We start from the raw sequence: 23,659 nt of genomic DNA, 5'->3' as shown, positions 1-23,659 counted from the left end.
GGGTCAGTCCGTGTCCAGCGAATAGCCGATGCCGCGGTGGGTGCGGATCGGGTCGGCGGCGGGATCGAGCTGGCGCAGCTTGGCGCGCAGCGTCTTGACGTGGGTGTCGACGGTGCGTTCGCCGCTGTCGGGCGCATCCGCCCAGGCGCGGTCGAGCAGCTGCCCGCGGCCCAGGATCGCGCCCGGGCGCCGCAGCAGCTCGACCAGCAGCGCGTACTCGTTGCGCGTGAGGTCCAGCAGCTGGTCGTCGAAGCGGATCCGCCGCGCCTGGGCGTCATGTTCGAAGCGCCCGTGCCGCCGCACGCCGTTGTCGGCGGCCGGGTGCCGCCGCAGCCGCGCGCGCACGCGCGCCACCAACTCGCGCGGCGAGAAGGGCTTGGCGATGTAGTCGTCGGCACCCAGCTCCAGCCCGAGCACGCGATCGACCTCGTCGCCGCGCGCGGTCAGGAACACCACCGGCAGCGCGCTGAAGCTGCGCAGCTGGCGGCAGACCTCGAAGCCGCCGATGTCGGGCAGGCCCACGTCCAGCAGCACCAGGTCGACGCCTCCGGCACGCACGCGTTCGGCCACGCCGGTGCCCAGCATCCGGTGCTCGACCACGTAGCCGTCGGCGCGCAGTGCGTAGAGCACGGCCTCGGCGATCGCCGGGTCGTCCTCGACCAGCAGCAGGGTGGACGGCGTCGGCGCGGCGTCGGGAGGCATCGCGGGAAGCATACCGGGCGCCGCAGGCCGGCGGCGGACCGGTATCCTGCAGCGATGAATTACCGCCACGCCTTCCACGCCGGCAACCATGCCGACGTCCTCAAGCACGTCGTCCTGCTTGCGCTGTGCGATGCGCTGGTGGCCAAGCCGGCGCCGCTGTTCGCGCTCGACACCCATGCCGGCCGCGGCCTCTACCACTTGGGCGGCGCCAGCGCGCAGCGCACCAACGAGGCCGACGACGGCATCGCCCGCCTGATCGCGGAAACGCCGCGCGACCCGCTGCTGCGCCGCTACCTCGATGCGGTGTCGGCCTGCCGCAAGCAGCACGGCGCCGATGCCTATCCCGGTTCGCCCTGGCTGCTCGCGCACGCATTGCGCGACGTCGACCGCATCGCTTGCTGCGAGGTGCAGCCGGAAGAAGCGAAGGTGCTGGCGGCGACCCTCGCCACCGACCGCCGCGTGCGCGTGCACGAAAGCGACGGCTATGCCGCCGTTCGCTCCCTGCTGCCGCCGCGCGACGGCGAAGCACGCATCGGCCGCGGCCTGGTGCTGATCGATCCGCCCTACGAAACCCAGATGGCGGAGTTCGACACCTCGCTGGCCGCGATCCGCGAGGGGCTGCGCCGCTTCCCGCAGGGCGTGTTCGCGCTCTGGTATCCGATCAAGCTGCGGCGCACGCTGGGCCCCTTCCAGCGCCGTGCCGCCGACCTGCCGGCGAAGTCGGTGCTGGTGGCCGAGCTGCTGGTCCGCCCCGACGACTCGCCCCTGCGCATGAACGGCAGTGGCCTGCTGGTGGTCAACGCGCCCTGGCAGTTCGACCTGGCGCTGAAGCCGGCGCTGGCGGCGCTGGCCACGGCACTCGGCGAACGCGGTGCGTCATCCCGCCTGCACTGGCTCCGCAGCCCGCCCTGAGCCTGCCCGGGTCAGCGGGTCCGAGGATGTAGAGGCCGGCTTCACTTCGACCGTGCCAGCATCCGCCCCATGGTCGCCAGAAACCGCCTTCCCCCGTGGCACGAGGAGATCCGCCTCGGCAACGGCCGTGATGTGCTGATCCGTCCCATCCGTCCGGAGGATGCGCCGGTCCTGCGCGCCAGCTTCGAACTGCTGCAACCGGATGAGATCCGCAGCCACATGCTGGGCGGCGTCCATGCGATGAACGCCGACATCTCCCGCCAGCTGTCACAGCCCGACACCCGCAGCGAGTTCACGCTGGTGGTCGCCGAGCAGCTGCCGCCCGGCGAGGCCATGATCCTGGGCGTGGCCCGCGCCGCCGTCGCGGCCGACAGTCGCAACGCGGCGTTCTCCATCCTCGTCAGCCGCAACGTCGCCAGCATGGGCCTGGGCCGGCATCTGATGCGCCGGCTCGCGAAGTGGGCCCGCGGCAAGCGCCTCGATGCGCTGCAGGGCGATATCCCCGAGGCGAACGGGCCGCTGCTCGATCTCGCACTGTCCATGGGCTTTGGCCAGGTGGACGGCGCGGATCCGGGCTTCACGCGTATCCTGCTGCCGCTGGCCGCGACGACGCCGGTGGCCGACGCTGAAGGCGGGGCCTGAACCACGGTCCCCCTGCGCGGCGGTGGCGACAATGCGCCCGCGTTAAACTGCGCGTCCCTGCGCCGGGTGCGTGACCGCATCCGGCGCTTCCGTTGTCTGCGTGCCGATGACCGACAAGACCCCAGCTTCCCCCGTCCTCCTGCCGTCCTCCCCTCCGCCGCTGCCCGGTCCCGGCCGGCCGCGTGCCTGGTGGCGTGCGCCCGCCTCCCGTTCGGCGCTGGCCTGGTTCGTGGCCGCGGCCGCGCGTGCGCATGAGGGCATGCTGCTGGCGGTCACGCGCGACAACCACGCGGCCGCCCAGCTGGAAGCGGACCTGCAGACCCTGGTCGGCGCCGACCCGACACTGCCGGTGCTGGCCTTCCCCGACTGGGAGACCCTGCCCTACGACCGTTTCAGCCCGCACCCGGAGATCGTCTCCCAGCGCCTGGCCACCCTGCGCCGGCTGCCATCGCTGAAGCGCGGCGTGCTGGCGGTGCCGGTGCAGACGCTGATGCAGCGCCTGCCGCCGCTGTCGTACGTCATCGGCAACAGCTTCGACCTGTGCGTGGGCCAGCGCCTGGACCTGGACGCCGAGAAGCGCCGCCTGCAATCCGCCGGCTACCGCAACGTGCCGCAGGTCTACGATCCCGGCGACTTCGCCGTGCGCGGCGCCTTGCTCGATGTCTATCCGATGGGCGAAGCCGCGCCGTTCCGGGTCGAGCTGCTCGACGACGAGATCGACACCATCCGCGTGTTCGATCCGGAGAGCCAGCGCTCGCTGGACAAGGTCCAGGCCGTGCAGCTGATGCCCGGCCGCGAAGTGCCGCTGGACGAAGCCTCGCGCGGCCGCGCATTGGACGCGCTGCGCGAGCGCTTCGACATCGACACCCGTCGCAGCGCGCTGTTCCAGGACCTGAAGGCCGGCGCCGCGCCCGCGGGCATCGAGTACTACCTGCCGCTGTTCTTCCCCGACGGCGCCACCGCCACCCTGTTCGACTACCTCGGCAACGACGCGCTGCCGCTGGTGGATGACGGCACGCCGGCCGCGGCCGACCACTTCTGGATCCAGGCGGGACAGCGCCACGAGCAGCGCCGACACGACGTCGAGCACCCGGTGCTGCCGCCGGATGCGCTGTGGCTGGCGCCCGACGCGCTGCGTTCGCGCTTCAACGAGGCACCTCGGATCGAGATCGCGGGCGCCGACCACCCGCGCCATGCCGAAGCCGCGCGCCTGGGCGAACAGCCCGCGCCCCAGCTGCCGGTCTCCGCCCGCCACGACGCCACCGCCGCGCCGCTCAAGGACTTCCTGGGCAGTTATCCGGGCCGCGTCCTGGTGTCCGCCGACAGCCCCGGTCGCCGCGAGGCGCTGCTGGAAGTGCTCGACGCCGCCGCGCTGCATCCGCAGGTCGTGCCGGACTTCCGCGCGTTCGCCGCCGGCGACGTGCGCTTCGCGATCTCGGTGGCGCCGCTGGAAGACGGCTTCGCGTTGGACGGCGGCGTCGCCGGCGCACTCCCGCTGGCGGTGCTCACCGAACGCCAGCTGTTCCCGGAACGCGCCGCGCAGCCGCGCAGGCGCAAGCGCGTTGGCCGCGAGCCGGAAGCAATCATCCGCGACCTGGGCGAGCTGTCCGACGGCTCGCCGATCGTGCACGAGGACCACGGCGTTGGCCGCTACCGCGGACTGGTGAAGCTCGAGGCCGGCGGCATGCCCGCCGAGTACCTCGAGATCGAGTACGCCAAGGGCGACCGCCTATACGTCCCGGTTGCGCAGCTGCACCTGATCAGCCGCTACTCGGGCGCCTCGCCGGAAACCGCGCCGCTGCACTCGCTGGGCGGTGAACAGTGGACGAAGGCCAAGCGCAAGGCGGCCGAGAAGGTCCGCGACGTCGCCGCCGAGCTGCTCGAGATCCAGGCCAAGCGCCAGGCCCGCGCCGGCCTGGCCATCGACATCGACCGCGGCATGTACGAGCCGTTCGCCGCCACCTTCCCGTTCGAGGAAACCCCCGACCAGCATTCCGCGATCGAGGCCGTGCTGCGCGACCTGCAGTCCTCGCAGCCGATGGACCGCGTGGTCTGTGGCGACGTGGGTTTCGGCAAGACCGAAGTCGCGGTGCGCGCGGCCTTTGCCACCGCGGCCGCCGGCAAGCAGGTCGCGGTGCTGGTGCCAACCACGCTGCTGGCCGAACAGCACTTCCGCAACTTCAGCGACCGCTTCGCCGACTGGCCGCTGCGGGTCGAAGTGCTGTCGCGCTTCAAGAGCACGAAAGAGATCAAGGCCGAACTGGAGAAGGTCGCCGAAGGCACCATCGACGTCATCGTCGGCACCCACCGCCTGCTGCAGAAGGACGTGCGCTTCAAGGACCTGGGCCTGGTGATCGTGGACGAGGAGCAGCGCTTCGGCGTGCGCCAGAAGGAGGCGCTGAAGGCCCTGCGCGCCAACGTGCACCTGCTCACCCTTACCGCGACCCCGATCCCGCGCACGCTCAACATGGCCATGGCCGGCCTGCGCGACCTGTCGATCATCGCCACCGCCCCGGCCAACCGCCTGGCGGTGCAGACCTTCGTCGTGCCCTGGGACGACGACCAGCTGCACGAGGCCTTCGACCGCGAACTCGCGCGCGGCGGCCAGCTCTACTTCCTGCACAACGACGTCGAGTCGATCGGCCGCATGCAGCGCCAGCTGCAGGAGCTGGTGCCCGACGCGCGCATCGGCGTGGCCCACGGGCAGATGCCCGAGCGCGAGCTGGAACGGGTGATGCTCGACTTCCAGAAGCAGCGCTTCAACGTCCTGCTGGCCTCGACCATCATCGAGTCCGGCATCGACATCCCCAACGCCAACACCATCATCATCAACCGCGCCGACCGCTTCGGCCTGGCGCAGCTGCACCAGCTGCGCGGCCGTGTCGGCCGCTCGCACCATCGCGCCTATGCCTACCTGGTGGTGCCGGACAAGCGCTCGATCACCGCCGATGCAAAGAAGCGCCTGGACGTGATCGCCTCGATGGACGAACTCGGCGCCGGCTTCACACTGGCCACCCACGACCTCGAGATCCGCGGCGCCGGCGAGCTGCTGGGCGAAGACCAGAGCGGCCAGATGGCCGAGGTCGGCTTCAGCCTGTACACCGAGCTGCTGGAGCGCGCGGTGCGCTCGATCAAGCGCGGCGAACTCCCCGACGTCGACGGCACCGCCGCGCGCGGTGCAGAAGTCGAGCTGCACGCACCGGCCCTGATCCCCGACGACTACCTGCCCGACGTGCACACGCGCCTGACGCTCTACAAGCGCATCAGCTCGGCGCGCGACACGGACGCACTGCGCGAGCTGCAGGTCGAGATGATCGACCGCTTCGGGCTGCTGCCCGACCCGGCCAAGCTGCTCTTTGCCATCGCCGAACTGAAGCTGCGCGCCAACACGCTGGGCATCGGCAAGATCGACGTCGGCGCCAGCGGCGGCCGGGTCAAATTCGTCGAGAAGCCCTCGGTCGATCCCATGGCCATCATCCAGCTCGTGCAGTCCCAGCCGAAGAGCTACCGCATGGACGGCCCCGACACCCTGCGCCTCACGCTCGAACTGCCGACGCCGGAAGAACGCCTGCAGGCCGTCCGCGGACTGCTGGCCTTGCTGGCGCCCGGGAAGGGCTGATTTATCGCGCGGAGGCGGCGGGCATGCACGCCACTTCGCGCGTCAGGCTGGCCGCGGAGTGATGTGCCACTGGCCTGCCCCCGCCATTGACACCCACTCCTCCCCTCTCCAAGCTTCGCGCGCCCACGAATGGGCGCATCGACGTTCAAGGAGAACGCACCACATGAAGACCCACCACCTCGCTCTCGCCTGCGGCCTCGCGCTTGCCGCCATCGCCCCTGCCGCCCTCGCCGTCGACGGCGGAGCCGGCTTCCTGCGCGCCGAGATCGGCCAGAGCGACATCGACCTGTCGTATGACGGCATCTCCGCCAGCGAGGACGACACCTCCGCCGTGCTGTCGGGCGGCTACTGGTTCAACCGCAACTTCGCCATCGAAGGCCATGTCGGCACCCTGTACACCGAGTACCTGGGTTACGACACCGACCTCGACCTCGTCAGCTTCGGCATCGGCGTGGCCGCCAAGCACAACTTCGGCGCCGACGGCCTCGGCTTCTTCATCGGTGGCCGCGCCGGCATCGCACGCATCACCGCGCAGCTGCGCGAGGACGATTGGGACGTGATCGACGACGAGCACTCCACCAAGCCCTACTTCGGCGCAAGCGTGGGTTACGACTTCAACCGCCGCTTCGGCCTGTCCCTGCACTGGGACCGCCGCCAGGCGGACTTCGACGGTATCGACCTCGACATCGACACCATCGCCCTCGGAGGCGAATTCCGGTTCTGAGCCCCCGGCCAGGACTGCTCCGCATGGCCGCCTCCGGGCGGCCATTTTCGTTGGTGTTGGGCTCTGCGAAGGCGGCGGGCAGGCGCGTCACTCCGCGGCCAGCCAATGGGGGGCTTCGCGGAGGCGGCGGGCAGGCACGCCACTCCGCGGCCAGCCAGTGGGAAGCCGCTGCGTGACGCGCCTGCCCACCGCTTCCACCTTCGCGGCGAGGTTGGGTTCGCAAGCCCACGCACCCCAACGGCCCAGCCGCACCACCCCATAAGCGCCCGCGCCTCCAATCTGGCCAGCTTTTCCTCCCACCCTCGCGGGAAAGATGAAGGGCAGGCCAGCGGCGCATCACGCAGTGGCTTCCCACTGGCTGGCCACGGAGTGATGTGCCGCTGGCCTGCCCCACGCAGCCCTCCCGCCTTCACTCCTGCGAGCGTTTCGTCGCCGCCTTCCCCACGTTGAGCGAGTCCGCGATCCGCCACAGGTACAGCCCCGCATGCGTCCGGAACGGCCCCCAGCGTTCGCCGCGCGCAGCGAGTTCCCGCGGCGTCGGCATCGCCTCCGCGCGGTCCAGCACCTGCACACCTTTGCGGATGCCCAGATCGTCCACCGGCAGCACGTCCGGCCGCCCCAGGCGGAACATCAGCATCATTTCCACCGTCCAGCGCCCGATGCCCCGGACCGGCACCAGCGCCGCCACGATCGCGTCCTGGTCCATCACCGACATCCGCCGCAGGTCCGGAATCTCGCCGCGCGCCTCGCGTGCGGCCAGGTCGCGCAGCGCCAGCGTCTTGTTGCCGGAGACACCGCAGGCGCGCAGCGTGGGGTCGTCGACGCGCGCCAGGGTGTCGCAATGCAAGCGGGCGGCACCAATGGCGGCCTCGACCCGCGACACGATCGTCGCCGCGGCCTTGCCGCTCAGCTGCTGGTAGAGGATGGCCCGGGCCAGGGCGTCCGCAGGGTCGAAGGAGCGGCGCCAGCGCGGGTCGGGTTCGATCGGGCCCAGGCGGCGGATCCAGGTGCCCAGGCGGCGGTCCCGGCGGGCCAGCCAGGCCTCGGCTTCAAGCGTGTCGTACCCGCGGCTGTAGCGTGGCATGGCCTCAGTCCCGTAGCGCGGCGGCAGCATGCAGCAGCCAGCCGAGGATCATCAGGCTCCCGCCCGTGGGCGCAAGCCGGGTCGGAAGATCCAGGAAATGGGCGCCGACCAGCGAGCCGGCGAACAGCAGCACGCCCAGCAGCAGTGCCCACAGTGCCGCCTTCGCCAAGCGTCCGGCCGCGCGCGGTGCCAGCGCCGCCAGGGCGAGGCCGTGGCCGAAGGCGAAGGCCGCCGCGAGGCCAAGCCGCGCGCCAGCATCGGGCCCCGCGGCGTGCGAGGCGTAGGCCGCCAGCGCAACCGCCGCCGCGGACAGCACGGCGCCGGCGGATGCCAGCAGGCGGCGGCCCGCCACGGATCGGATGCCCACCTGCGATGCCATCGGAAACGCCTCCTCCAGAACGCGAAACGCCGCACCTTTCGATGCGGCGTTCCGGGATGTCACACGCGCGGGCCGGGGCTCAGCGCTTGAGGTTCCAGAACACCTGGAACTGGCCGTCCGCGGTGAACGCGGTGTCGACGCCGTTGAGGTAGTACTCGTACGGGCGACCGATGGCCTCTTCGCCCTGGGTCATGGCCCAGGCGCGGGTGGCGTTGCGGGCCACGTCGAGTTCGGCCATGAAGCCCTTGTAGTTGGCGCGGACCACGCGCGTCGGCTCGCTGCGCACGTAGGTGACCGGACCCAGCAGCTCGATGGACGCCTCGTCCAGCGCCTCCGACTCTGCCACCACGAAGCCGGGTACGACGGGGGCCTGCTCGCCCTCGGCCGCATCGCCCGTTGCCTCGTCCGCGTCGGCAACGGCATCGGTGCCGGCCTCGGCGGCGCCGGTGCCCTTCGGGCGCACGGCCTGGACCACGTCGAAGGTGTAGGTCTCACGCGCGAACTCGGTGGTCACGATGCGCAGCGGGCCGATCGCCTCGAGGTCGTTCGCCTCCATCGTGCGCTTGATCCACTCGATGTTGTCCTTCATCGCCTTCTTGATGACTTCGTTGCTGCGCTCGATCGCGCCGGCGTTGACGACCAGCAGGTTCTCGGCGGGAAGCTCCACGATCTCCAGGCCCGTCAGGTTCGAGCCCTCCACGCGGTAGTCGAAGTTGGGCACCGAGGCCAGCATGCTGCTCAGGCGGCCCAGGCCGAACTTCATGGTGTCGCCGACGTTGCGGCTGACATACAGGCCGGCGTAGCGGCCCAGCAGGTTCCAGCCGTAGTCGACCTTGAAATCCTGGGTGATCTCGATGTTGCGGCCACCGCGACCGGTCGGCTTCAGGGTGAACGTGCTCGACTTGTCCGAGCCGCGCTTGTTGTCCTCGATCTTGTAGACCACGCGCGAATCCTGGTCGGACTCGACGATCTCCCAGCTGCCCTTGCCCACGCCCGACACTTCGGAGTCGTAGTCGATGCGCGCACCGACGCCCTCGTCGGGACCCGAGCGGTTCAGCTTCACGTTGCCCAGCGCAAAGGGGTGCCAGTCGTCGAACCGCTTGAAGCTGTTGATCGTGTCGAACACGATCGCCATCCTGCGATTGGTCTCGACGCTTTCGGTCAGGTAACGGCTGGACGGCAGCAGCACGCCGACGATCAAGAACAGCACGGCGACGATCGCCATGGAAATCAGGAGCTCAAGCAAACGGGTCATTCAGGGTTCTCCGGGACCAGGACCGGCCGAGGCCGGGGCGCAGACGCGCAATCCTAGCAAGATTGCCGGCGTCGCCGCGACCTCCGCGGCATGCATTTTTCCACATCGCGTGACGGCCGGGCCCGGGGGCCGGCGGCGCGCCAGCGATCAGACCAGCTGCAGCTCGAACGCCTTGAGCACCGCGCGGGTGCGGTCGCGCACCCCGAGTTTGCTCAGGATATTGGACACGTGGTTCTTGATCGTGCCCTCGGCCACGCCCAGCGAATTGGCGATCTCCTTGTTGGAGAAGCCCGAGGCCATCAGTCGCAGGATCTCGGTTTCGCGGTCGGTGAGCGGGTCCGGGCGGTCGAGGCTGACGAAATCGTTGCGCATGTGCTCCAGGCCCGACAGCAGGCGCTGGGTGACCGCCGGCTGCACCAGCGAGCCGCCGCCGGCCACCGTGCGAATGGCCCCGACCAACTGCTCCAGCGACACGTCCTTGAGCAGGTAGCCCTTGGCCCCGGCCTTGAGCCCGGCCAGCACCAGTTGGTCGTCGTCGAAGGTGGTGAGGATGATCGTGGGCGGCAGCGTGCCGGCCTGGGACAGCGCCTGCAGCGCCTCCAGCCCGGACATCGCCGGCATGCGCATGTCCATCAGCACCACGTCCGGGGCGATGCCGGGGATCATCTCTACCGCCTGGCGGCCGTCCACGGCCTCGGCCACCACTTCAATGCCGCCGTCCAGCGCCAGCAACGAGCGGATGCCCTGGCGCACCAGGGTCTGGTCGTCGACCAGGCAGACGCGGATCACGCGGCCGGGATCCGCGGGAGTTGCGGGGGTCGTCATGTCGCCTCCGTTGTGGTTTGCGGCGGGCCGGACGGCTCCGCCACGGGTACCGCGATGTCCGCGATGTCGTCCAGCGGCAGTCGCAGCCGCAGGGTGAAGCCCTGTCCCGGCGCGGTTTCCGCCTCGACCTCGCCACCATACGCCGACAGCCGCTCGCGCATGCCGCGCAGGCCGTTGCCGGCGGTGAAGCCGTCGGCGCCGCGGCCGTCGTCGCGGGCCACCAGCCGCACCGCGCCGCGCTCCAGCGCGTACTGCAGGTGCAGCACGCTGGCCTGGGCGTGGCGCACGGCGTTGGTGATGATTTCCTGGGTGCAACGCAGCAGGACGTGGGCGCGCTCGGGGTCTTCCATCGGGAACGGCCGCGGCAGGCGCATCTCCACCGACAGTCCCGGGACGTTGCCGGCCAGCGGTTCCAGGGTCGCGGCCATGTCGATGGTCTCGTTGCCGCGGATCTGGCTGACCGCGTCGCGCACGTCGGACAGCAGCAGCCGGGCCAGCGTGTGCGCCTGCCCGACGTGTTCCTGGGCCTTGCCCTCGGTCAGGTGGTTGGCCACCTCCAGGTTCAGGCTCAGCGCGGTCAAGTGGTGGCCGAGCAGGTCGTGCAGCTCTCGGGAGATCCGGGTGCGCTCGTTCACGCGCACGCTCTCGGCCAGCAGGGCGCGGGTGGCGCGGAGCTCCGCGTTCAGGCGGCGCTGCTCGTCCCGGGCCTGGGCCTGCTGGCGCGCGACGAGGCCGGTGACGAAGGCGAAGCCGGTGAAGCCCACGTACAGGCTGGCCTGCAGCACCGCTTCGGCCCAGGAAAAGTCGAATCCGCGCACGTACACCGGCACGATCACGAATTCGCACAGCACCAGCAGGGCCACGCCCTGCCAGACCGGCAGCAGCCAGGGCAGCACGCTGGCCACCACCATCAGCAGGATGCTGCCCAGGCCGCTCTGGCTGTAGTAGCTGATCGCGATCGCGCCGCCGGCCAGCCCCGCCAGCAGGGCCCGGTCCAAGGCCCCGACCCGCTGCCGGCCCAGCCCGCGGGTGAGCCAGGCATAGCTGGCCCCGAAGACCGCCCACGCCACCCAGGCCTGGACCGCCCCTGGTGCGACCGCGGAGGGCACGCCGTCGCGGTCGGGCTGGGGCAGGGTCAGCAGCAGCAACGGCAGGCCGATCACCGCCCAGGTGAACAGTCCCGCGTAACGCAGCAGACGGTTGTGGTCGAAGCGCTGGAGCATGCCTGCATGGTAGGCGCAAGCGGCGCCCGGACTACGGTCCGGAAGTCATGCATGCAGTCGCCGGCCACGACGGGGCCATGCGATAATGGCTCGCAGTCGACGACCGCGACGCGCTGGCCCCGGCCCCGCGCGCGCCACGTTGGCGTCATTGGCCACACCACGGAGTCTGGAATGTCGATTGTTGTCCGCGACGTGCGCGAGCACGAGCTGGATTCCGTCCTTGCCCTGAACAATGCCGCCGGTCCTTCCATCCTGCCGCTGGATTCGGCCCGACTGCGCCAGTTCTTCGACACTGCCGATTATTTCCGCGTCGCCGAGCGCGACGGCACCCTGGCCGGCTTCCTGGTCGGCTTCGGCTCGCGCCGCGGCCATGACAGCAGCAATTTCGACTGGTTCGCCGCGCGCCACCCGGACTTCATGTACATCGACCGCGTGGTCGTCGCCAGCCGCCGCCGCGGCGGTGGCGTGGGCCGCACGATCTATGCCGACGTGCAGGGTTATGCCGAGCTCCGCTACCCGGTCCTGGCCTGCGAGGTGTTCGTCGAGCACGACAGCGACACCGCGCGCATCTTCCACGGCAGCTTCGGCTTCCGCGAGGTCGGCCAGCACGTGATGCCGGGCACCGGGATCCGCGCCTCGATGCTGACCAAGGAAATGTGCAGCTACGGCTGGGTCCGCGATACCTACGGCGAGGACCTGCCCGACGCACCCTGGCTCACGCAGCCGCGTCCGGCCGACGAAGCCCGCCTGGCGACGGGGACCCGATGATGGCGAAGGCCCAGGGCGCGCCCGTCGTGAGCTTCGAGCCCGCCGGTGAACTCAAGATCGGCCAGGTCGGCATCGCCAACCTGCGCATCCGCAGCCTCGACGTCGAGCGCCTCGCAGCCGAGATGCGCGAGCGCGTACAGCGCGCGCCCAAGCTGTTCGGCCGCGGTGCGGTGGTGGTCGATTTCGGCGGCCTGTCCGCGCTGCCCGACGTCGCGACCGCGCGCGCGCTGCTCGACGCCCTGCGCGAGGCCGGCGCCCTGCCGGTGGCGCTGGCCTGGGGCAACAGCGATAACGAACAGCTGGCGATCGAGCTCGGCCTGCCGCTGCTGGCCAAGTTCCGCGCCCAGTACGAACCCGTCGGTGGCACCACCGCCGAGGCAGCGCCCACGCCCGAAGCGCCCGTGGCCGCGCCGTCGGCGGCGGAGCGCCCCCGCTCGGCCAAGCCGGCCACCTCGGCGTCGTCCGAGCCTGCCGCGCGCAGCGGTGACCCCGGCCTGATGCAGGCCACCGCGGTGCGCTCGGGCCAGCAGGTCTATGCCGACAACCGCGACCTCACCGTGCTGGCCGCCGTGGGCGCCGGTGCCGAGGTCATCGCCGACGGCTCCATCCACATTTACGGCGCGCTGCGCGGGCGTGCGCTCGCGGGCGCGCAGGGCAACACCCGGGCGCGTATCTTCTGCCGCGAGTTCCATGCCGAACTCGTGGCCGTCGCGGGACACTACAAGGTGCTGGAAGACATCCCCGCGGACCTCCGCGGCAAGGCCGTGCAGGTCTGGCTGGATGGCGACCAGCTGAAAATCGCAGCGCTCGACTGAAGCGCGCATACAGGAGACAGACTTTGGCCGAGATCATCGTAGTCACGTCCGGCAAGGGCGGCGTCGGCAAGACAACCACCAGCGCGAGCCTGGCCTGCGGCCTGGCGCGGCGCGGCAAGAAGGTCGCGGTCATCGATTTCGACGTCGGCCTGCGCAACCTCGACCTGATCATGGGCTGCGAGCGCCGCGTGGTGTACGACTTCGTCAACGTCACCCAGGGCGAGGCCACGCTCAAGCAGGCCATGATCAAGGACAAGCGTTTCGAGACCCTGTACGTGCTCGCCGCGTCGCAGACGCGCGACAAGGACGCGCTCAACCGCGACGGCGTGGAGAAGGTGCTGAAGGAACTCGACGCCGACGGCTTCGACTACATCGTCTGCGATTCCCCCGCCGGCATCGAGAAGGGCGCGTTCCTGGCGATGTACTTCGCCGACCAGGCGGTGGTCGTGGTCAACCCGGAAGTGTCCTCGGTGCGCGACTCCGACCGCATCATCGGCCTGCTCGATTCCAAGACCCGCAGGGCCGAGGCCGGCGAGCCGATCAAGTCGCACCTGCTGGTCACCCGCTACAACCCGCAGCGCGTGGGCGATGGCGAAATGCTGTCGATCACCGACGTCGAGGACGTGCTTGGCCTGAAGACCGTGGGCGTGATCCCGGAATCGGGCGACGTGCTCAACGCCTCGAACAAGGGCGAACCGGTGATCCTGGACATGGAATCCGAGGCCGGCCAGGCCTATGACGACGCCGTGGCCCGGATCATGGGCGAGGAGCGACCGATGCGCTTCATCCAGCTGGAGAAGAAGGGTTTCTTCAGCAAGCTGTTTGGAGGTTGAGGCATGGGCATGTTCGATTTCCTGAAGCCGAAGAAGAACACCGCATCGATCGCCAAGGAGCGGCTGCGGATCATCGTCGCGCAGGAGCGCAGCTCGCGCGGCGCGCCGGACTACCTGCCGCTGCTGCAGCGCGAACTGCTCGAGGTCATCCGCAAGTACGTCAGCGTCGACGTCGACGCGGTCAAGGTCGACCTGATCAAGGATGGCGACCACGACGTGCTCGACATCAGCGTGGCCCTGACCGACGAGCGCGCGGCCGCGGCCAACTGAGCCTGCCGTGGAAGCGGAGGCCGCGCCCGTTGAAGCAGGGCCTGTTGAAGCAGGGCCTGTGGGAGCGGCTATAGCCGCGATTGCCGGTGGCCCCATCGCGGCTATAGCCGCTCCCACAGGGGAAAGCACCTCCGCGGAGGTGCTGCGGCTGCGCGACATCGGTTTCCGCGATGCCGCCGCGCTGCTTGCGCGGCACGGGCTCGAACTGCTACGCGTCGACGACGGCGCACCGATTCCCGGCAGCTACTGGGGCGAGCCCGAGGCCGGGATCATCGGCAACCACGTGTACGCGCGCGGCGATACGCCCGTGCATTCCATGCTGCACGAAGCCTGCCACCTGATCGTGCTGCCGCCCGAGCGCCGCGCGCTCGTGCACACCGATGCCACCGACTCCGTACCTGAAGAAGACGCCACCTGCTACCTGCAGATCGTGCTCGCCGATGCCCTGCCCGGCGTCGGGTGCGACCGCCTGATGGCCGACATGGATGCCTGGGGCTACAGCTTCCGGCTCGGCTCCACCCGCGCCTGGTTCGAACGCGACGCCGAGGACGCCCGCGCCTGGCTGCAGGCGCGCGCCCTGCTCCCGGCCTGACGCGGCCGCCACTTGCGGCCGCGCCACCCGCCTACTAGCCTGCGTGGGTTTCGCGCCCGAGCGGGCGCCACCGGAGATCCACCAGTGAAGCCACGCACCCGCATCGCCATCGCCATTGCCGCCAGCCTGTTGCTCGCCGCCTGCTCGCGCCCGTCCACCGCGCCCGGCCCCGACGGCACGCCGTCGCAGGCGCAGCTCGAGAAGGAAACCGCGGACGAGTTCATCGCCCGCGTGAACGAGGAGTTCGCACAGCTGATGCCGGAGATGACGGCGTCGCAGTGGATCGCCGCCACTTACAGCAACGGCGACAGCGAACTGCTGGCGTCCAAGGGCAACGAACGCTTCCTCGCGCGTACCCAGCAGTGGGTGGAGCAGTCGCGCCGCTTCGAGGGCAAGGAGATGTCGCCGGCCACCGAGCGCGCGATCAGCCTGCTGAAGCTCGGCACCGCGATGCCGCCGCCGCGCGATCCCGCGAAGCTGTCGGAGCTCACCACCCTGGCCACGAAGATGGAAGGCATCTACGCGCGCGGCGAGTACTGCACCGGCGAAGGCGACGCGCGCTCCTGCCGCCAGCTCGGCGAGCTCGAGGACGTGCTGCGCAACGACCGCGACTACGACGCCCAGCTCGACGCGTGGCAGGGCTGGCACACCATCGCGCAGCCGATGCGCGCGGACTACGAGCGCTTCGCCACCCTGGTCAACGAAGGCGCGCGCGACCTCGGCTTCGCCGATGCCGGCGAGCTCTGGCGTGCCGGCTACGACATGACCCCGGCCGAACTGTCCGCCGAAACCGACCGCCTCTGGAGCCAGGTCGAGCCGCTCTACGAACAGCTGCACTGCTACACCCGCACCCGCCTGGAAGCGGAGTATCCGGGCAAGGGTTCGATCAACGGCATGCTGCCCGCGCACCTGATGGGCAACATGTGGCAGCAGGACTGGAGCAACCTCTGGTCGCTGGTGGCGCCCTACCCCAACGCCAGCCAGATGGACGTGACCGGCGCGCTGGAGCGGCAGTACCAGGCTTCGCTCAACGAGCGGCTGATGCGCGAAAGCGCGCTGCTTGAAACCGACGGCCGGGTTGAAGTCGCGCGCGGAGCGCAGCTCGAGCACGCGAAGGCCATGACCCGCCAGGCCGAGGAGTTCTACACCTCGCTGGGCATGCCGGCGCTGCCCGAGGGCTATTGGGAGAAGACCCAGTTCATCAAGCCCCGCGACCGCGACGTGGTCTGCCATGCCAGCGCCTGGCAGATGAACCCCGATGCCAGCGACGTGCGCACCAAGATGTGCATCAAGCCCAACGAGGAAGACTTCACCACCATCTACCACGAGCTCGGCCACGTCTATTACTACCTGGCCTACGGCAAGCTGCCGCCGCTGTTCCAGAACGGCGCGCACGACGGCTTCCACGAGGCCATCGGCGACACCATCGAGCTGGCGATGACCCCGCAGTACCTGCAGTCGATCGGACTGGTCGAAGGCCAGGTGCCCGGCGAGGAGGCGCTGATCAATTCGCAGATGCGCATGGCGCTGTCCAAGGTCGCCTTCCTGCCCTTCGGCCTGATGATCGACCGCTGGCGCTGGGGCGTGTTCGACGGGACGATCACCCCGGACAACTACAACAAGGCCTGGTGGGACCTGAAGGCGCGCTACCAGGGCGTCGCCCCCGCCACCGCGCGCGGCGAGGAATTCTTCGACGCCGGCGCCAAGTACCACGTGCCGGGCAACACCCCGTACACGCGCTACTTCCTCTCGCACGTGCTCCAGTTCCAGTTCTACAAGGCGCTGTGCGACGCCGCCGGCCACGTCGGCCCGCTCAACGAATGCACCTTCGCCGGCAACCAGGCGGCGGGCGAGAAGTTCTGGGCGATGCTGTCCAAGGGCAACAGCCAGCCTTGGCAGCAGACGATGAAGGAGCTCACCGGCGGCGAGACCATGGACGCCTCGGCGGTGCTGGAATACTTCGCGCCGCTGAAGGAGTGGCTGGTCGAGCAGAACGAAGGCAAGACCTGCGGCTGGCAGGCGTCCGCCGTGCCGGTCGCGGCCGCGGAGTAAGGCAAGGCCTGCCCCGTCTGCCCGCGCAGCGGGGGATGGGGCAGCCACGCGGGGAACCTACACGTGTTCGGTAGGGTCCGGCATTCCCGGCTCGCACTGCCCCTCAGGCAGGCGCTTGGTCCGATACCGCTCCAGGCGCCACACCAGCCAGCCGGCCAACGTGAACACCGCGGCGGCCACCGCGAGCGTGGCGGTCGATCCGCTGACCATCGGCGACAGCAATCCAGCCACCACCGCGTTGAGCGCCAGGCTGGTGAAGGCCTGCAGCGACGAGGCCGCGCCGCGTTGGCGCGGATACATGTCGAGGATGGCGAGCGTCAGCACCGGGAACACCAGGGCCACGCCGAAGGCGTTGAGCGCCACCGGCAGCACCGCCCACGGCACCGTGGGCACGTCCACCAGCAGGCCGTAGGCAACATTGGCCACCGCCGCCAGGCCGCAGCAGGCGAAGCCCAGGTTGACCTGCAGCACGTGCGACATCCGCCCGGCCACGCGCCCGGAGGTGAAGGCACCGAGCATCATCCCGCCGATCATCGGCGCGAAGAACCAGGCGAAGCTGCGCTCGTCGAGCCGCAGCAGGTCGAGCACGAACGCGGGGGCGGAGGCGATGTACAGGAACAGCGCCGCAAAGTTGAGCGCGCCCGCCACCGCCAGGCGCTGGAAACGCCGGTTGGCGAGGATCAGCACGTAGTCGCGCAGCATCCGCCGCGGCACCGGCGCGCTGCGATTCTCCACCGGATGGGTTTCGGGCAGCCAGGCCCAGGTCGCCGCCAGCAGCAGCACGCCGAAGCCGACCAGGAACCAGAAGATGTCGTGCCAGTGGCCCCAGCCCAGGATCCAGCCGCCGATCACCGGCGCGATCGCCGGGGCGATGCCGAAGATCATCGACACCTGGCTCATCAGGCGCTGGGCGTCGTCGCCGTGGAGCACGTCGCGGATCACCGCGCGGCCCACGATCAGGCCCACGCCCGCGGACAGGCCCTGCAGCGCGCGGAACGCGAGCATGGTGAACAGGTCGTCAGCCAGCGCGCAGCCCACCGAGGCGCCGATGAACACGATCAGGCCGCCCAGGATCACGCGGCGGCGGCCCAAGGCATCCGACATCGGGCCGTGCACCAGGCTCATCAGCGCATAGGCCACCAGGTAGACGCTGATGGTCTGCTGCATCGCCAGCTTGTCGGCGCCCAGCGCCTCGCCCATCACCGGGAAGGCCGGGAAGATGGCGTCGATCGAGAACGGGCCGAACATCGACAGCCCCGCCAGCAGCAGGGCCAGCCGGCCGGTGGATTTGGGCAGATGCGGGGGCATGGGCAGGCGCAGGTAGGCGGCCGCCAAGGATACCGGCTGCCTCGCTACCCTGCGTGGGAGCGGCTATAGCCGCGACGGGCCAATCGCGGCTGTAGCCGCTCCCACAGGCTATAATCCCCGGGCAAGACCCTCCAGCGGGAGAAGCCGTCCCAGTCCACCGGACCGGCTGCCGAAGGCGCAACGCCCGTAATCGCTCAGGCCCACGTACCGCCGACGGGGACAACTCTGGAGAGACCGGTCAAACCCGGCGCCGAAGGTGCATGGATGGGGGCTCGCGCCCCATCCCGAACTCTCAGGCAAAAGGACAGAGGGGCGCCCCGCGTGCGTGCACGCGGCCCATCCGCGCCCGCGAGGTCCCTGCCATGTCCAAGTCCCCTTCACTCCGCTCGCTCGAACACCACGACGCGTTCGTTTCACGCCACATCGGCCCCAACGAAGACGAGATCGCGCAGATGCTGCGCGTGGTCGGCCACGAATCGCTCGATGCGATGACCGACGCCATCGTCCCCGGCTCGATCCGTTCCGGCGATGCCCTCGCCCTGCCGCCGCCGATGACCGAGGTCGACGCGCTGGCGAAGATCCGCGGCATCGCCGAGCGCAACACCGTCCATCGCAGCTTCATCGGCCAAGGCTACTACGGCACCCACGTGCCCAACGTCATCCTGCGCAACATCCTCGAGAACCCGGCCTGGTACACGGCCTACACGCCCTACCAGGCGGAGATCTCGCAGGGCCGCATGGAGGCGCTGATCAACTTCCAGACCATGCTGGCCGACCTGACCGGCATGGAGATCGCCAACGCCTCGCTGCTCGACGAGGCGACCGCCGCGGCCGAAGCGATGACCCTGGCCAAGCGCTCGGCGAAGTCCAGGTCCAACGTCTTCTTCGTGTCGAAGAACGTGCATCCGCAGACGCTCGAAGTGCTGCGCACCCGCGCCGGCGGCCTCGACATCGAGCTGCACGTCGGCGACGACGCCGATGCCGCCACCGTCGACAGCTACGGCGTGCTGCTGCAGTACCCCGACACATTCGGCCGCATCCACGACTACCGCGCCGTGGCCGAGGCCGTGCATGCGCGCGGCGGCGTGGTGACCGTGGCCGCCGACCTGCTGGCGCTGACCCTGATCGCCGCGCCCGGCGAATGGGGTGCGGACATCGTCATCGGCAACACCCAGCGCTTCGGCGTGCCCTTCGGCTTCGGCGGACCGCATGCGGGCTACATGGCCTGCCGCGACGCGTTCAAGCGGCAGATGCCGGGCCGCCTGATCGGCGTCTCGGTCGACGTCGAGGGCAACCCCGCCTACCGCCTGACCCTGCAGACCCGCGAGCAGCACATCCGCCGCGAGAAGGCCACGTCCAACATCTGCACCGCGCAGGTGCTGCTGGCGGTGATGGCCAGCATGTACGTGGTCTACCATGGCCCCGACGGCCTGGTGCGCATCGCGCGCCGCGTGCACCGCCTGACCGCGATGCTGGCCGCCTCGCTGCGCAAGTGCGGGATCGAGGTCGGCGGCGATTTCTTCGACACCCTGCACGTCACCGGCGTCGACGCCGCGGACATCCACGTCAAGGCGGCGAAGGCCGGAATCAACCTGCGCCGGATCGATGCCACGTCGGTGGGCATCAGCCTGGACGAGACCACCACGCGCGACGAAGTGGTCGCGCTGGCACAGCTGTTCGACGCCATCATCGACGACATCGACACGCTCGACGCCGCGACGCCCGACGCGCTGCCGGCGGGGCTGCCGCGCAGCTCGAAGTTCCTGACCCACCCGGTGTTCAACACCCACCACAGCGAGCACGAGCTGCTGCGCTACATGCGCGCCCTGGCCGACAAGGACCTGGCCATGGACCGCACGATGATCCCGCTGGGCTCGTGCACCATGAAGCTCAATGCCACCGCCGAGATGATCCCGATCACCTGGCCCGAGTTCGCCGACATCCATCCGCTGGCGCCGGCCGACCAGACCGAGGGCTACAAGGAGCTGATCGACGGCCTGGAACACATGCTTGCGGAGATCACCGGCTACGACGCGGTCAGCTTCCAGCCCAACTCGGGCGCCCAGGGCGAGTTCGCCGGCCTGCTCGCGATCCGCGCCTGGCAGGAGTCACGCGGCGAAGGCCACCGCGACATCTGCCTGATCCCCGAATCCGCGCACGGCACCAACCCGGCGTCGGCGCAGATGTGCGGCATGACGGTGGTGGTGACGCGCTGCGATGCCAGCGGCAACGTCGACGTCGAGGACATCCGCGCCAAGGCGGAGAAGTACAGCGACCGCCTGGCCGCGATCATGATCACCTACCCGTCCACGCACGGCGTGTTCGAGGAAGACGTGGTCGAGATCTGCGAGATCGTCCACGCCCACGGCGGCCAGGTGTACACCGACGGCGCGAACATGAACGCGCTGTGCGGCGTCGCCCGCCCCGGCAAGTGGGGTTCGGACGTCAGCCACCTCAACCTGCACAAGACCTTCTGCATCCCGCACGGCGGCGGCGGTCCCGGTGTCGGACCGTGCGCGGTGAAGTCGCACCTCGCGCCGTTCCTGCCGCGCGCCTTGGGCGGCACGGGCGAGGTGGGCATGGTGTCCGCGGCCACCCACGGTTCGGCCAGCATCCTGCCGATCAGCTGGATGTACATCACGCTGATGGGCGCCGAAGGCCTGCGCCGCGCCACCCAGGTGGCACTGCTCAACGCCAACTACATCGCCACGCGCCTCGAGTCGCACTACAAGACCCTGTACACCGGCCGCAACGGTCTGGTGGCGCACGAGTGCATCCTCGACCTGCGCCCGTTGAAGGACGCCACCGGCGTCGGTGCCGAGGACGTCGCCAAGCGCTTGATCGACTTCGGCTTCCACGCGCCCACGCTCAGCTTCCCGGTCTCGGGCACGCTGATGGTGGAGCCGACGGAGAGCGAGTCGATGCACGAACTCGACCGCTTCATCGACGCGATGATCCAGATCCGCGAAGAGATCCGCGCGATCGAGGACGGCAAGCTGGACCGCGAGGACAACCCGCTCAAGCACGCTCCGCACACCGCGGAGCAGGCCAGCGCCAGCGAGTGGACGCACGCCTACCCGCGCGAACTGGCGGTGTTCCCGCTGCCCTCGCTGCGCCGCCAGAAGTACTGGCCGCCGGTGGCGCGCGTGGACAACGTGCACGGCGACAAGAACGTGTTCTGCAGCTGCATCCCGATCGGCTCGGCCGAGGATGAGCCGGAAGCGTTCAGCGAACCGGACGTCGCATAAGGAACCGATGGGGGCGGCCGCGAGGCCGCCCCCATTTGCTTCGGGAACTCCCCTGCCGTAAAGCCCGCTTCACACGCGCAGCGCTACCCTGCGCCCATGCCAGCCCTCCCGGCAGCCGACGCCCTCGCGCCCCCCACGGCGGACGCGATATCCGACCTCCGCCGTCGCTATGCGGACGTCCGTACGCGCACGTGCGCGTTGGCCGCGCCGCTGTCGCCCGAGGACGCCCAGCTCCAGTCCATGCCCGACACCAGTCCGGCGAAGTGGCACCTGGCGCACACCACCTGGTTCTTCGCACGCTTCGTGCTGGACGACCCCGCCGCGATCCCCGAAGGCTGGGACTACCTCTTCAACAGCTATTACGTCGGTGCCGGCGAACGCCATGCGCGATCGCAGCGTGGCCTGGTCTCGAGACCCTCGCTGCACGAAGTACTCGCCTGGCGCGACGCCATCGATGCACGGATCCTGCGCGGCCTCGACGACGGCCGCCTCGACGCCGCCACGCGCGACGTGCTGCTGCTCGGCACCCACCACGAGCAGCAGCACCAGGAACTGCTGCTGACCGACATCAAGCACGCGCTGTGGTGCAATCCGCTGCAGCCCGCATACCGCAGCGACCTGCCCACGCCGCGGGCGCGCACGGGAACGCCCACGGCCGATGGCGATCCGCGCTGGCTGCGACGCGACGAGGCCATCATCGAGATCGGCGCGCCGCCCTGGCCGGCCGCCGCTGCGCCCTTCGCGTACGACAACGAAACCCCGCGCCATCGCGTGCTGCTGCCCGCGCATGCACTGGCCGAACGCCCCGTATCGAATGCCGGCTTCGCCGCCTTCGTCGCCGACGGGGGCTACGCGACGCCGGGCCTGTGGCTGAGCGACGGCTGGGACACCGTGCAGCACGAAGGCTGGTCGCGGCCGCTCTACTGGCACGAGGACGGCGCGCGCGAATTCACCCTCGGCGGCTGGCGCGAGCGCGACCCGCACGCACCGGCGTGCCACCTCAGCCTCTACGAGGCCGATGCCTATGCGCGCTGGGCCGGGGCGCGCCTGCCCACCGAGGCCGAATGGGAGGCGGCCGCGGCCGGGCTGCCCGTGGAAGGGAATTTCAGCGATGCCGATGCGCCGCTGCACCCCGTCGCGCGCCCTGACACGGAGGCCCACGCCGGCCTGCGCCCCGCCGTCACGCCGCTTCCCCCGCTGGGCCTGTTCGGCGACGCCTGGGAATGGACCCGCAGCGCCTACGGGCCCTACCCCGGCTTCCGTCCGCTCGCCGGTACGCTGGGCGAATACAACGGCAAGTTCATGAGCGGCCAGCTGGTGCTGCGTGGAGGCAGCTGCGCCACGCCGCGGGGCCACGCGCGCGCCAGCTACCGCAACTTCTTCCCCCCGCACGCGCGCTGGCAGTTTTCCGGCCTGCGCCTCGCCAAGGACATCGATTGAGCCCCCATCTCAGGTTGACCGACCTCCATCCCAGCGCGGACGACATCAGCGGCGACGTGCTGCGCGGCCTCGCGTCGACGCCCAAGCGCCTGCCGTCGAAATATTTCTACGACCGCCGTGGCTCGGAGCTGTTCGAGGCCATCACCCGCCAGCCCGAGTACTACCCGACCCGCGTCGAACTGGCCCTGCTGGCCGACCTCGGCCACGAGATCGCCGCCGCCGTCGGTCCCTGCGCCCACGTGGTGGAATACGGCAGTGGCAGCGGCCGCAAGACACGGCTGCTGCTCGACGCGCTGGAAGATCCGGTGGCCTATACCCCCATCGAGATCTCACGCTCCGCGCTGACCGCGAGCGCCGAACGCCTGGACCGCGAATTCGGCGATGTCGAGGTGCTGCCGGTGCTGGCCGACTTCACCCGCCCGGTCCGGCTGCCGCAGCCGTCGCGCCCTGCGGCGTCGGTACTGGTGTTCTTCCCGGGCTCGACGCTGGGCAACTTCGGCCGCGACGAATCGGTGCGGCTGCTGCAGGCGATGCACGACACGATGGGCGGCAACGGTGCCGCGCTGGTCGGCATCGACCTGGAAAAGGATCCCGCGGTCATCGAGGCCGCGTACAACGATGCCGCCGGCGTCACCGCCGAGTTCACCCTGAACCTGCTGCACCGGCTCAACCGCGATGTCGGCAGCGATTTCGATCCGGCGGCGTTCGCCCACCGCGCGCGCTACGTGCCTGAAGAGGGCCGCGTCGTGACCACGCTGGAAAGCCTTCGGGAGCAGACCGTCACGGTGGAAGATCGCGGCTTCCACTTCACCACGGGCGAGCAGATGCACGTCGAGCAGAGCCAGAAGTACACCGATGCGCGCATCACCGCGCTGGCCGCGGGCGCGGGTCTGCGCGTGGCCGCCCGATGGAACGACCCGCTCGACTGGTTCGGCCTGCGCCTGCTCCGCCCCGCATGAGGCGGAGCA

20 protein-coding genes and 2 riboswitches are annotated in these 23,659 nt (G+C 70.1%); of the genes, 13 read left to right on the top strand and 7 right to left on the bottom strand.

The features are described from left to right. Positions 1 to 3 precede the first annotated feature (3 nt). Positions 4 to 714, bottom strand: a complete 711-nt coding sequence (creB, locus tag ACW5E8_RS03340) for a two-component system response regulator CreB (protein WP_456964073.1) — start codon at positions 712 to 714, stop codon at positions 4 to 6. Between the two features lie 42 nt (positions 715 to 756). Here creB and ACW5E8_RS03335 point away from each other — a divergent pair, with 42 nt between their 5' ends. From ACW5E8_RS03335 to ACW5E8_RS03320, 4 genes are all read left to right on the top strand, one after another. Then, positions 757 to 1,614, top strand: a complete 858-nt coding sequence (locus tag ACW5E8_RS03335; protein WP_456964072.1) for a 23S rRNA (adenine(2030)-N(6))-methyltransferase RlmJ — start codon at positions 757 to 759, stop codon at positions 1,612 to 1,614. Positions 1,615 to 1,683: 69 nt separating this feature from the next. Then, on the top strand, positions 1,684 to 2,256 hold the full coding sequence (locus ACW5E8_RS03330; protein WP_456964071.1) for an N-acetyltransferase family protein: 573 nt from the start codon (positions 1,684 to 1,686) through the stop codon (positions 2,254 to 2,256). Positions 2,257 to 2,362: 106 nt separating this feature from the next. Then, positions 2,363 to 5,875 (top strand): transcription-repair coupling factor, encoded by a 3,513-nt coding sequence (gene mfd, locus ACW5E8_RS03325; protein ID WP_456964070.1) that lies wholly within the window; start codon positions 2,363 to 2,365, stop codon positions 5,873 to 5,875. 163 nt (positions 5,876 to 6,038) lie between these two features. Beyond that, positions 6,039 to 6,599 carry an outer membrane beta-barrel protein gene (locus tag ACW5E8_RS03320; protein WP_456964069.1) on the top strand — a complete coding sequence of 187 codons (561 nt, stop codon included), beginning with the start codon at positions 6,039 to 6,041 and terminating at the stop codon, positions 6,597 to 6,599. 409 nt (positions 6,600 to 7,008) lie between these two features. Here ACW5E8_RS03320 and ACW5E8_RS03315 read toward each other — a convergent pair whose 3' ends face one another. The 5 genes from ACW5E8_RS03315 to ACW5E8_RS03295 all read right to left on the bottom strand — a co-directional run bounded on the left by ACW5E8_RS03315 (position 7,009) and on the right by ACW5E8_RS03295 (position 11,365). Further along, positions 7,009 to 7,683 carry a DNA-3-methyladenine glycosylase family protein gene (locus tag ACW5E8_RS03315; RefSeq protein ID WP_456964068.1) on the bottom strand — a complete coding sequence of 225 codons (675 nt, stop codon included), beginning with the start codon at positions 7,681 to 7,683 and terminating at the stop codon, positions 7,009 to 7,011. Positions 7,684 to 7,687: 4 nt separating this feature from the next. Then, positions 7,688 to 8,062: a DUF423 domain-containing protein gene (locus ACW5E8_RS03310; RefSeq protein WP_456964067.1), complete on the bottom strand. Its 375-nt coding sequence runs from the start codon at positions 8,060 to 8,062 to the stop codon at positions 7,688 to 7,690. A 79-nt stretch (positions 8,063 to 8,141) separates the two neighbouring features. Further along, on the bottom strand, positions 8,142 to 9,317 hold the full coding sequence (locus tag ACW5E8_RS03305) for a polyketide cyclase (RefSeq protein ID WP_456964066.1): 1,176 nt from the start codon (positions 9,315 to 9,317) through the stop codon (positions 8,142 to 8,144). Between the two features lie 147 nt (positions 9,318 to 9,464). After that, positions 9,465 to 10,106, bottom strand: coding sequence for a response regulator (locus ACW5E8_RS03300; RefSeq protein WP_456965228.1), 642 nt, complete (start codon positions 10,104 to 10,106; stop codon positions 9,465 to 9,467). A gap of 32 nt (positions 10,107 to 10,138) precedes the next feature. Beyond that, positions 10,139 to 11,365 (bottom strand): sensor histidine kinase, encoded by a 1,227-nt coding sequence (locus ACW5E8_RS03295; RefSeq protein ID WP_456964065.1) that lies wholly within the window; start codon positions 11,363 to 11,365, stop codon positions 10,139 to 10,141. A gap of 171 nt (positions 11,366 to 11,536) precedes the next feature. Here ACW5E8_RS03295 and ACW5E8_RS03290 point away from each other — a divergent pair, with 171 nt between their 5' ends. From ACW5E8_RS03290 to ACW5E8_RS03265, 6 genes are all read left to right on the top strand, one after another. Further along, a complete protein-coding gene (locus ACW5E8_RS03290) occupies positions 11,537 to 12,133 on the top strand; it encodes a GNAT family N-acetyltransferase (protein ID WP_456964064.1) in 597 nt (198 codons plus the stop codon). Beyond that, a complete protein-coding gene (gene minC / locus ACW5E8_RS03285; protein WP_456964063.1) occupies positions 12,133 to 12,948 on the top strand; it encodes a septum site-determining protein MinC in 816 nt (271 codons plus the stop codon). Before ACW5E8_RS03290 ends, minC begins: the two co-directional genes overlap by 1 nt. A gap of 23 nt (positions 12,949 to 12,971) precedes the next feature. Next, positions 12,972 to 13,781 (top strand): septum site-determining protein MinD, encoded by an 810-nt coding sequence (minD, locus tag ACW5E8_RS03280; RefSeq protein ID WP_456964062.1) that lies wholly within the window; start codon positions 12,972 to 12,974, stop codon positions 13,779 to 13,781. Between the two features lie 3 nt (positions 13,782 to 13,784). Continuing rightward, on the top strand, positions 13,785 to 14,051 hold the full coding sequence (gene minE / locus ACW5E8_RS03275; protein WP_456964061.1) for a cell division topological specificity factor MinE: 267 nt from the start codon (positions 13,785 to 13,787) through the stop codon (positions 14,049 to 14,051). Positions 14,052 to 14,154: 103 nt separating this feature from the next. Continuing rightward, positions 14,155 to 14,643, top strand: coding sequence for a hypothetical protein (locus ACW5E8_RS03270; protein ID WP_456965227.1), 489 nt, complete (start codon positions 14,155 to 14,157; stop codon positions 14,641 to 14,643). Positions 14,644 to 14,727: 84 nt separating this feature from the next. Beyond that, positions 14,728 to 16,695: a M2 family metallopeptidase gene (locus ACW5E8_RS03265; protein ID WP_456964060.1), complete on the top strand. Its 1,968-nt coding sequence runs from the start codon at positions 14,728 to 14,730 to the stop codon at positions 16,693 to 16,695. A 57-nt stretch (positions 16,696 to 16,752) separates the two neighbouring features. Here ACW5E8_RS03265 and ACW5E8_RS03260 read toward each other — a convergent pair whose 3' ends face one another. After that, the gene (locus tag ACW5E8_RS03260; RefSeq protein ID WP_456964059.1) at positions 16,753 to 18,003 is read right to left on the bottom strand and encodes a multidrug effflux MFS transporter; all 1,251 of its coding nucleotides are present in this window, start codon (positions 18,001 to 18,003) and stop codon (positions 16,753 to 16,755) included. A 125-nt stretch (positions 18,004 to 18,128) separates the two neighbouring features. Continuing rightward, positions 18,129 to 18,223: riboswitch (glycine riboswitch) on the top strand. Further along, positions 18,224 to 18,316, top strand: a riboswitch (glycine riboswitch). 49 nt (positions 18,317 to 18,365) lie between these two features. Here ACW5E8_RS03260 and gcvP point away from each other — a divergent pair. From gcvP to egtD, 3 genes are all read left to right on the top strand, one after another. Next, the gene (gene gcvP, locus ACW5E8_RS03255) at positions 18,366 to 21,251 is read left to right on the top strand and encodes an aminomethyl-transferring glycine dehydrogenase (RefSeq protein ID WP_456964058.1); all 2,886 of its coding nucleotides are present in this window, start codon (positions 18,366 to 18,368) and stop codon (positions 21,249 to 21,251) included. Between the two features lie 96 nt (positions 21,252 to 21,347). Further along, entirely contained in the window at positions 21,348 to 22,691 is a 1,344-nt protein-coding gene (gene egtB, locus ACW5E8_RS03250; RefSeq protein WP_456964057.1) for an ergothioneine biosynthesis protein EgtB, read from the top strand. Next, on the top strand, positions 22,688 to 23,650 hold the full coding sequence (gene egtD, locus ACW5E8_RS03245) for an L-histidine N(alpha)-methyltransferase (protein WP_456964056.1): 963 nt from the start codon (positions 22,688 to 22,690) through the stop codon (positions 23,648 to 23,650). The genes egtB and egtD overlap by 4 nt, the downstream gene beginning before the upstream one ends. The last annotated feature ends 9 nt before the right edge of the window (positions 23,651 to 23,659 follow it).

It is taken from the genome of Luteimonas sp. A649 (genome assembly GCF_054072735.1).
Note: the sequence above shows the minus strand (reverse complement) of the source record. Positions and strands in the feature narration are given on the sequence as shown.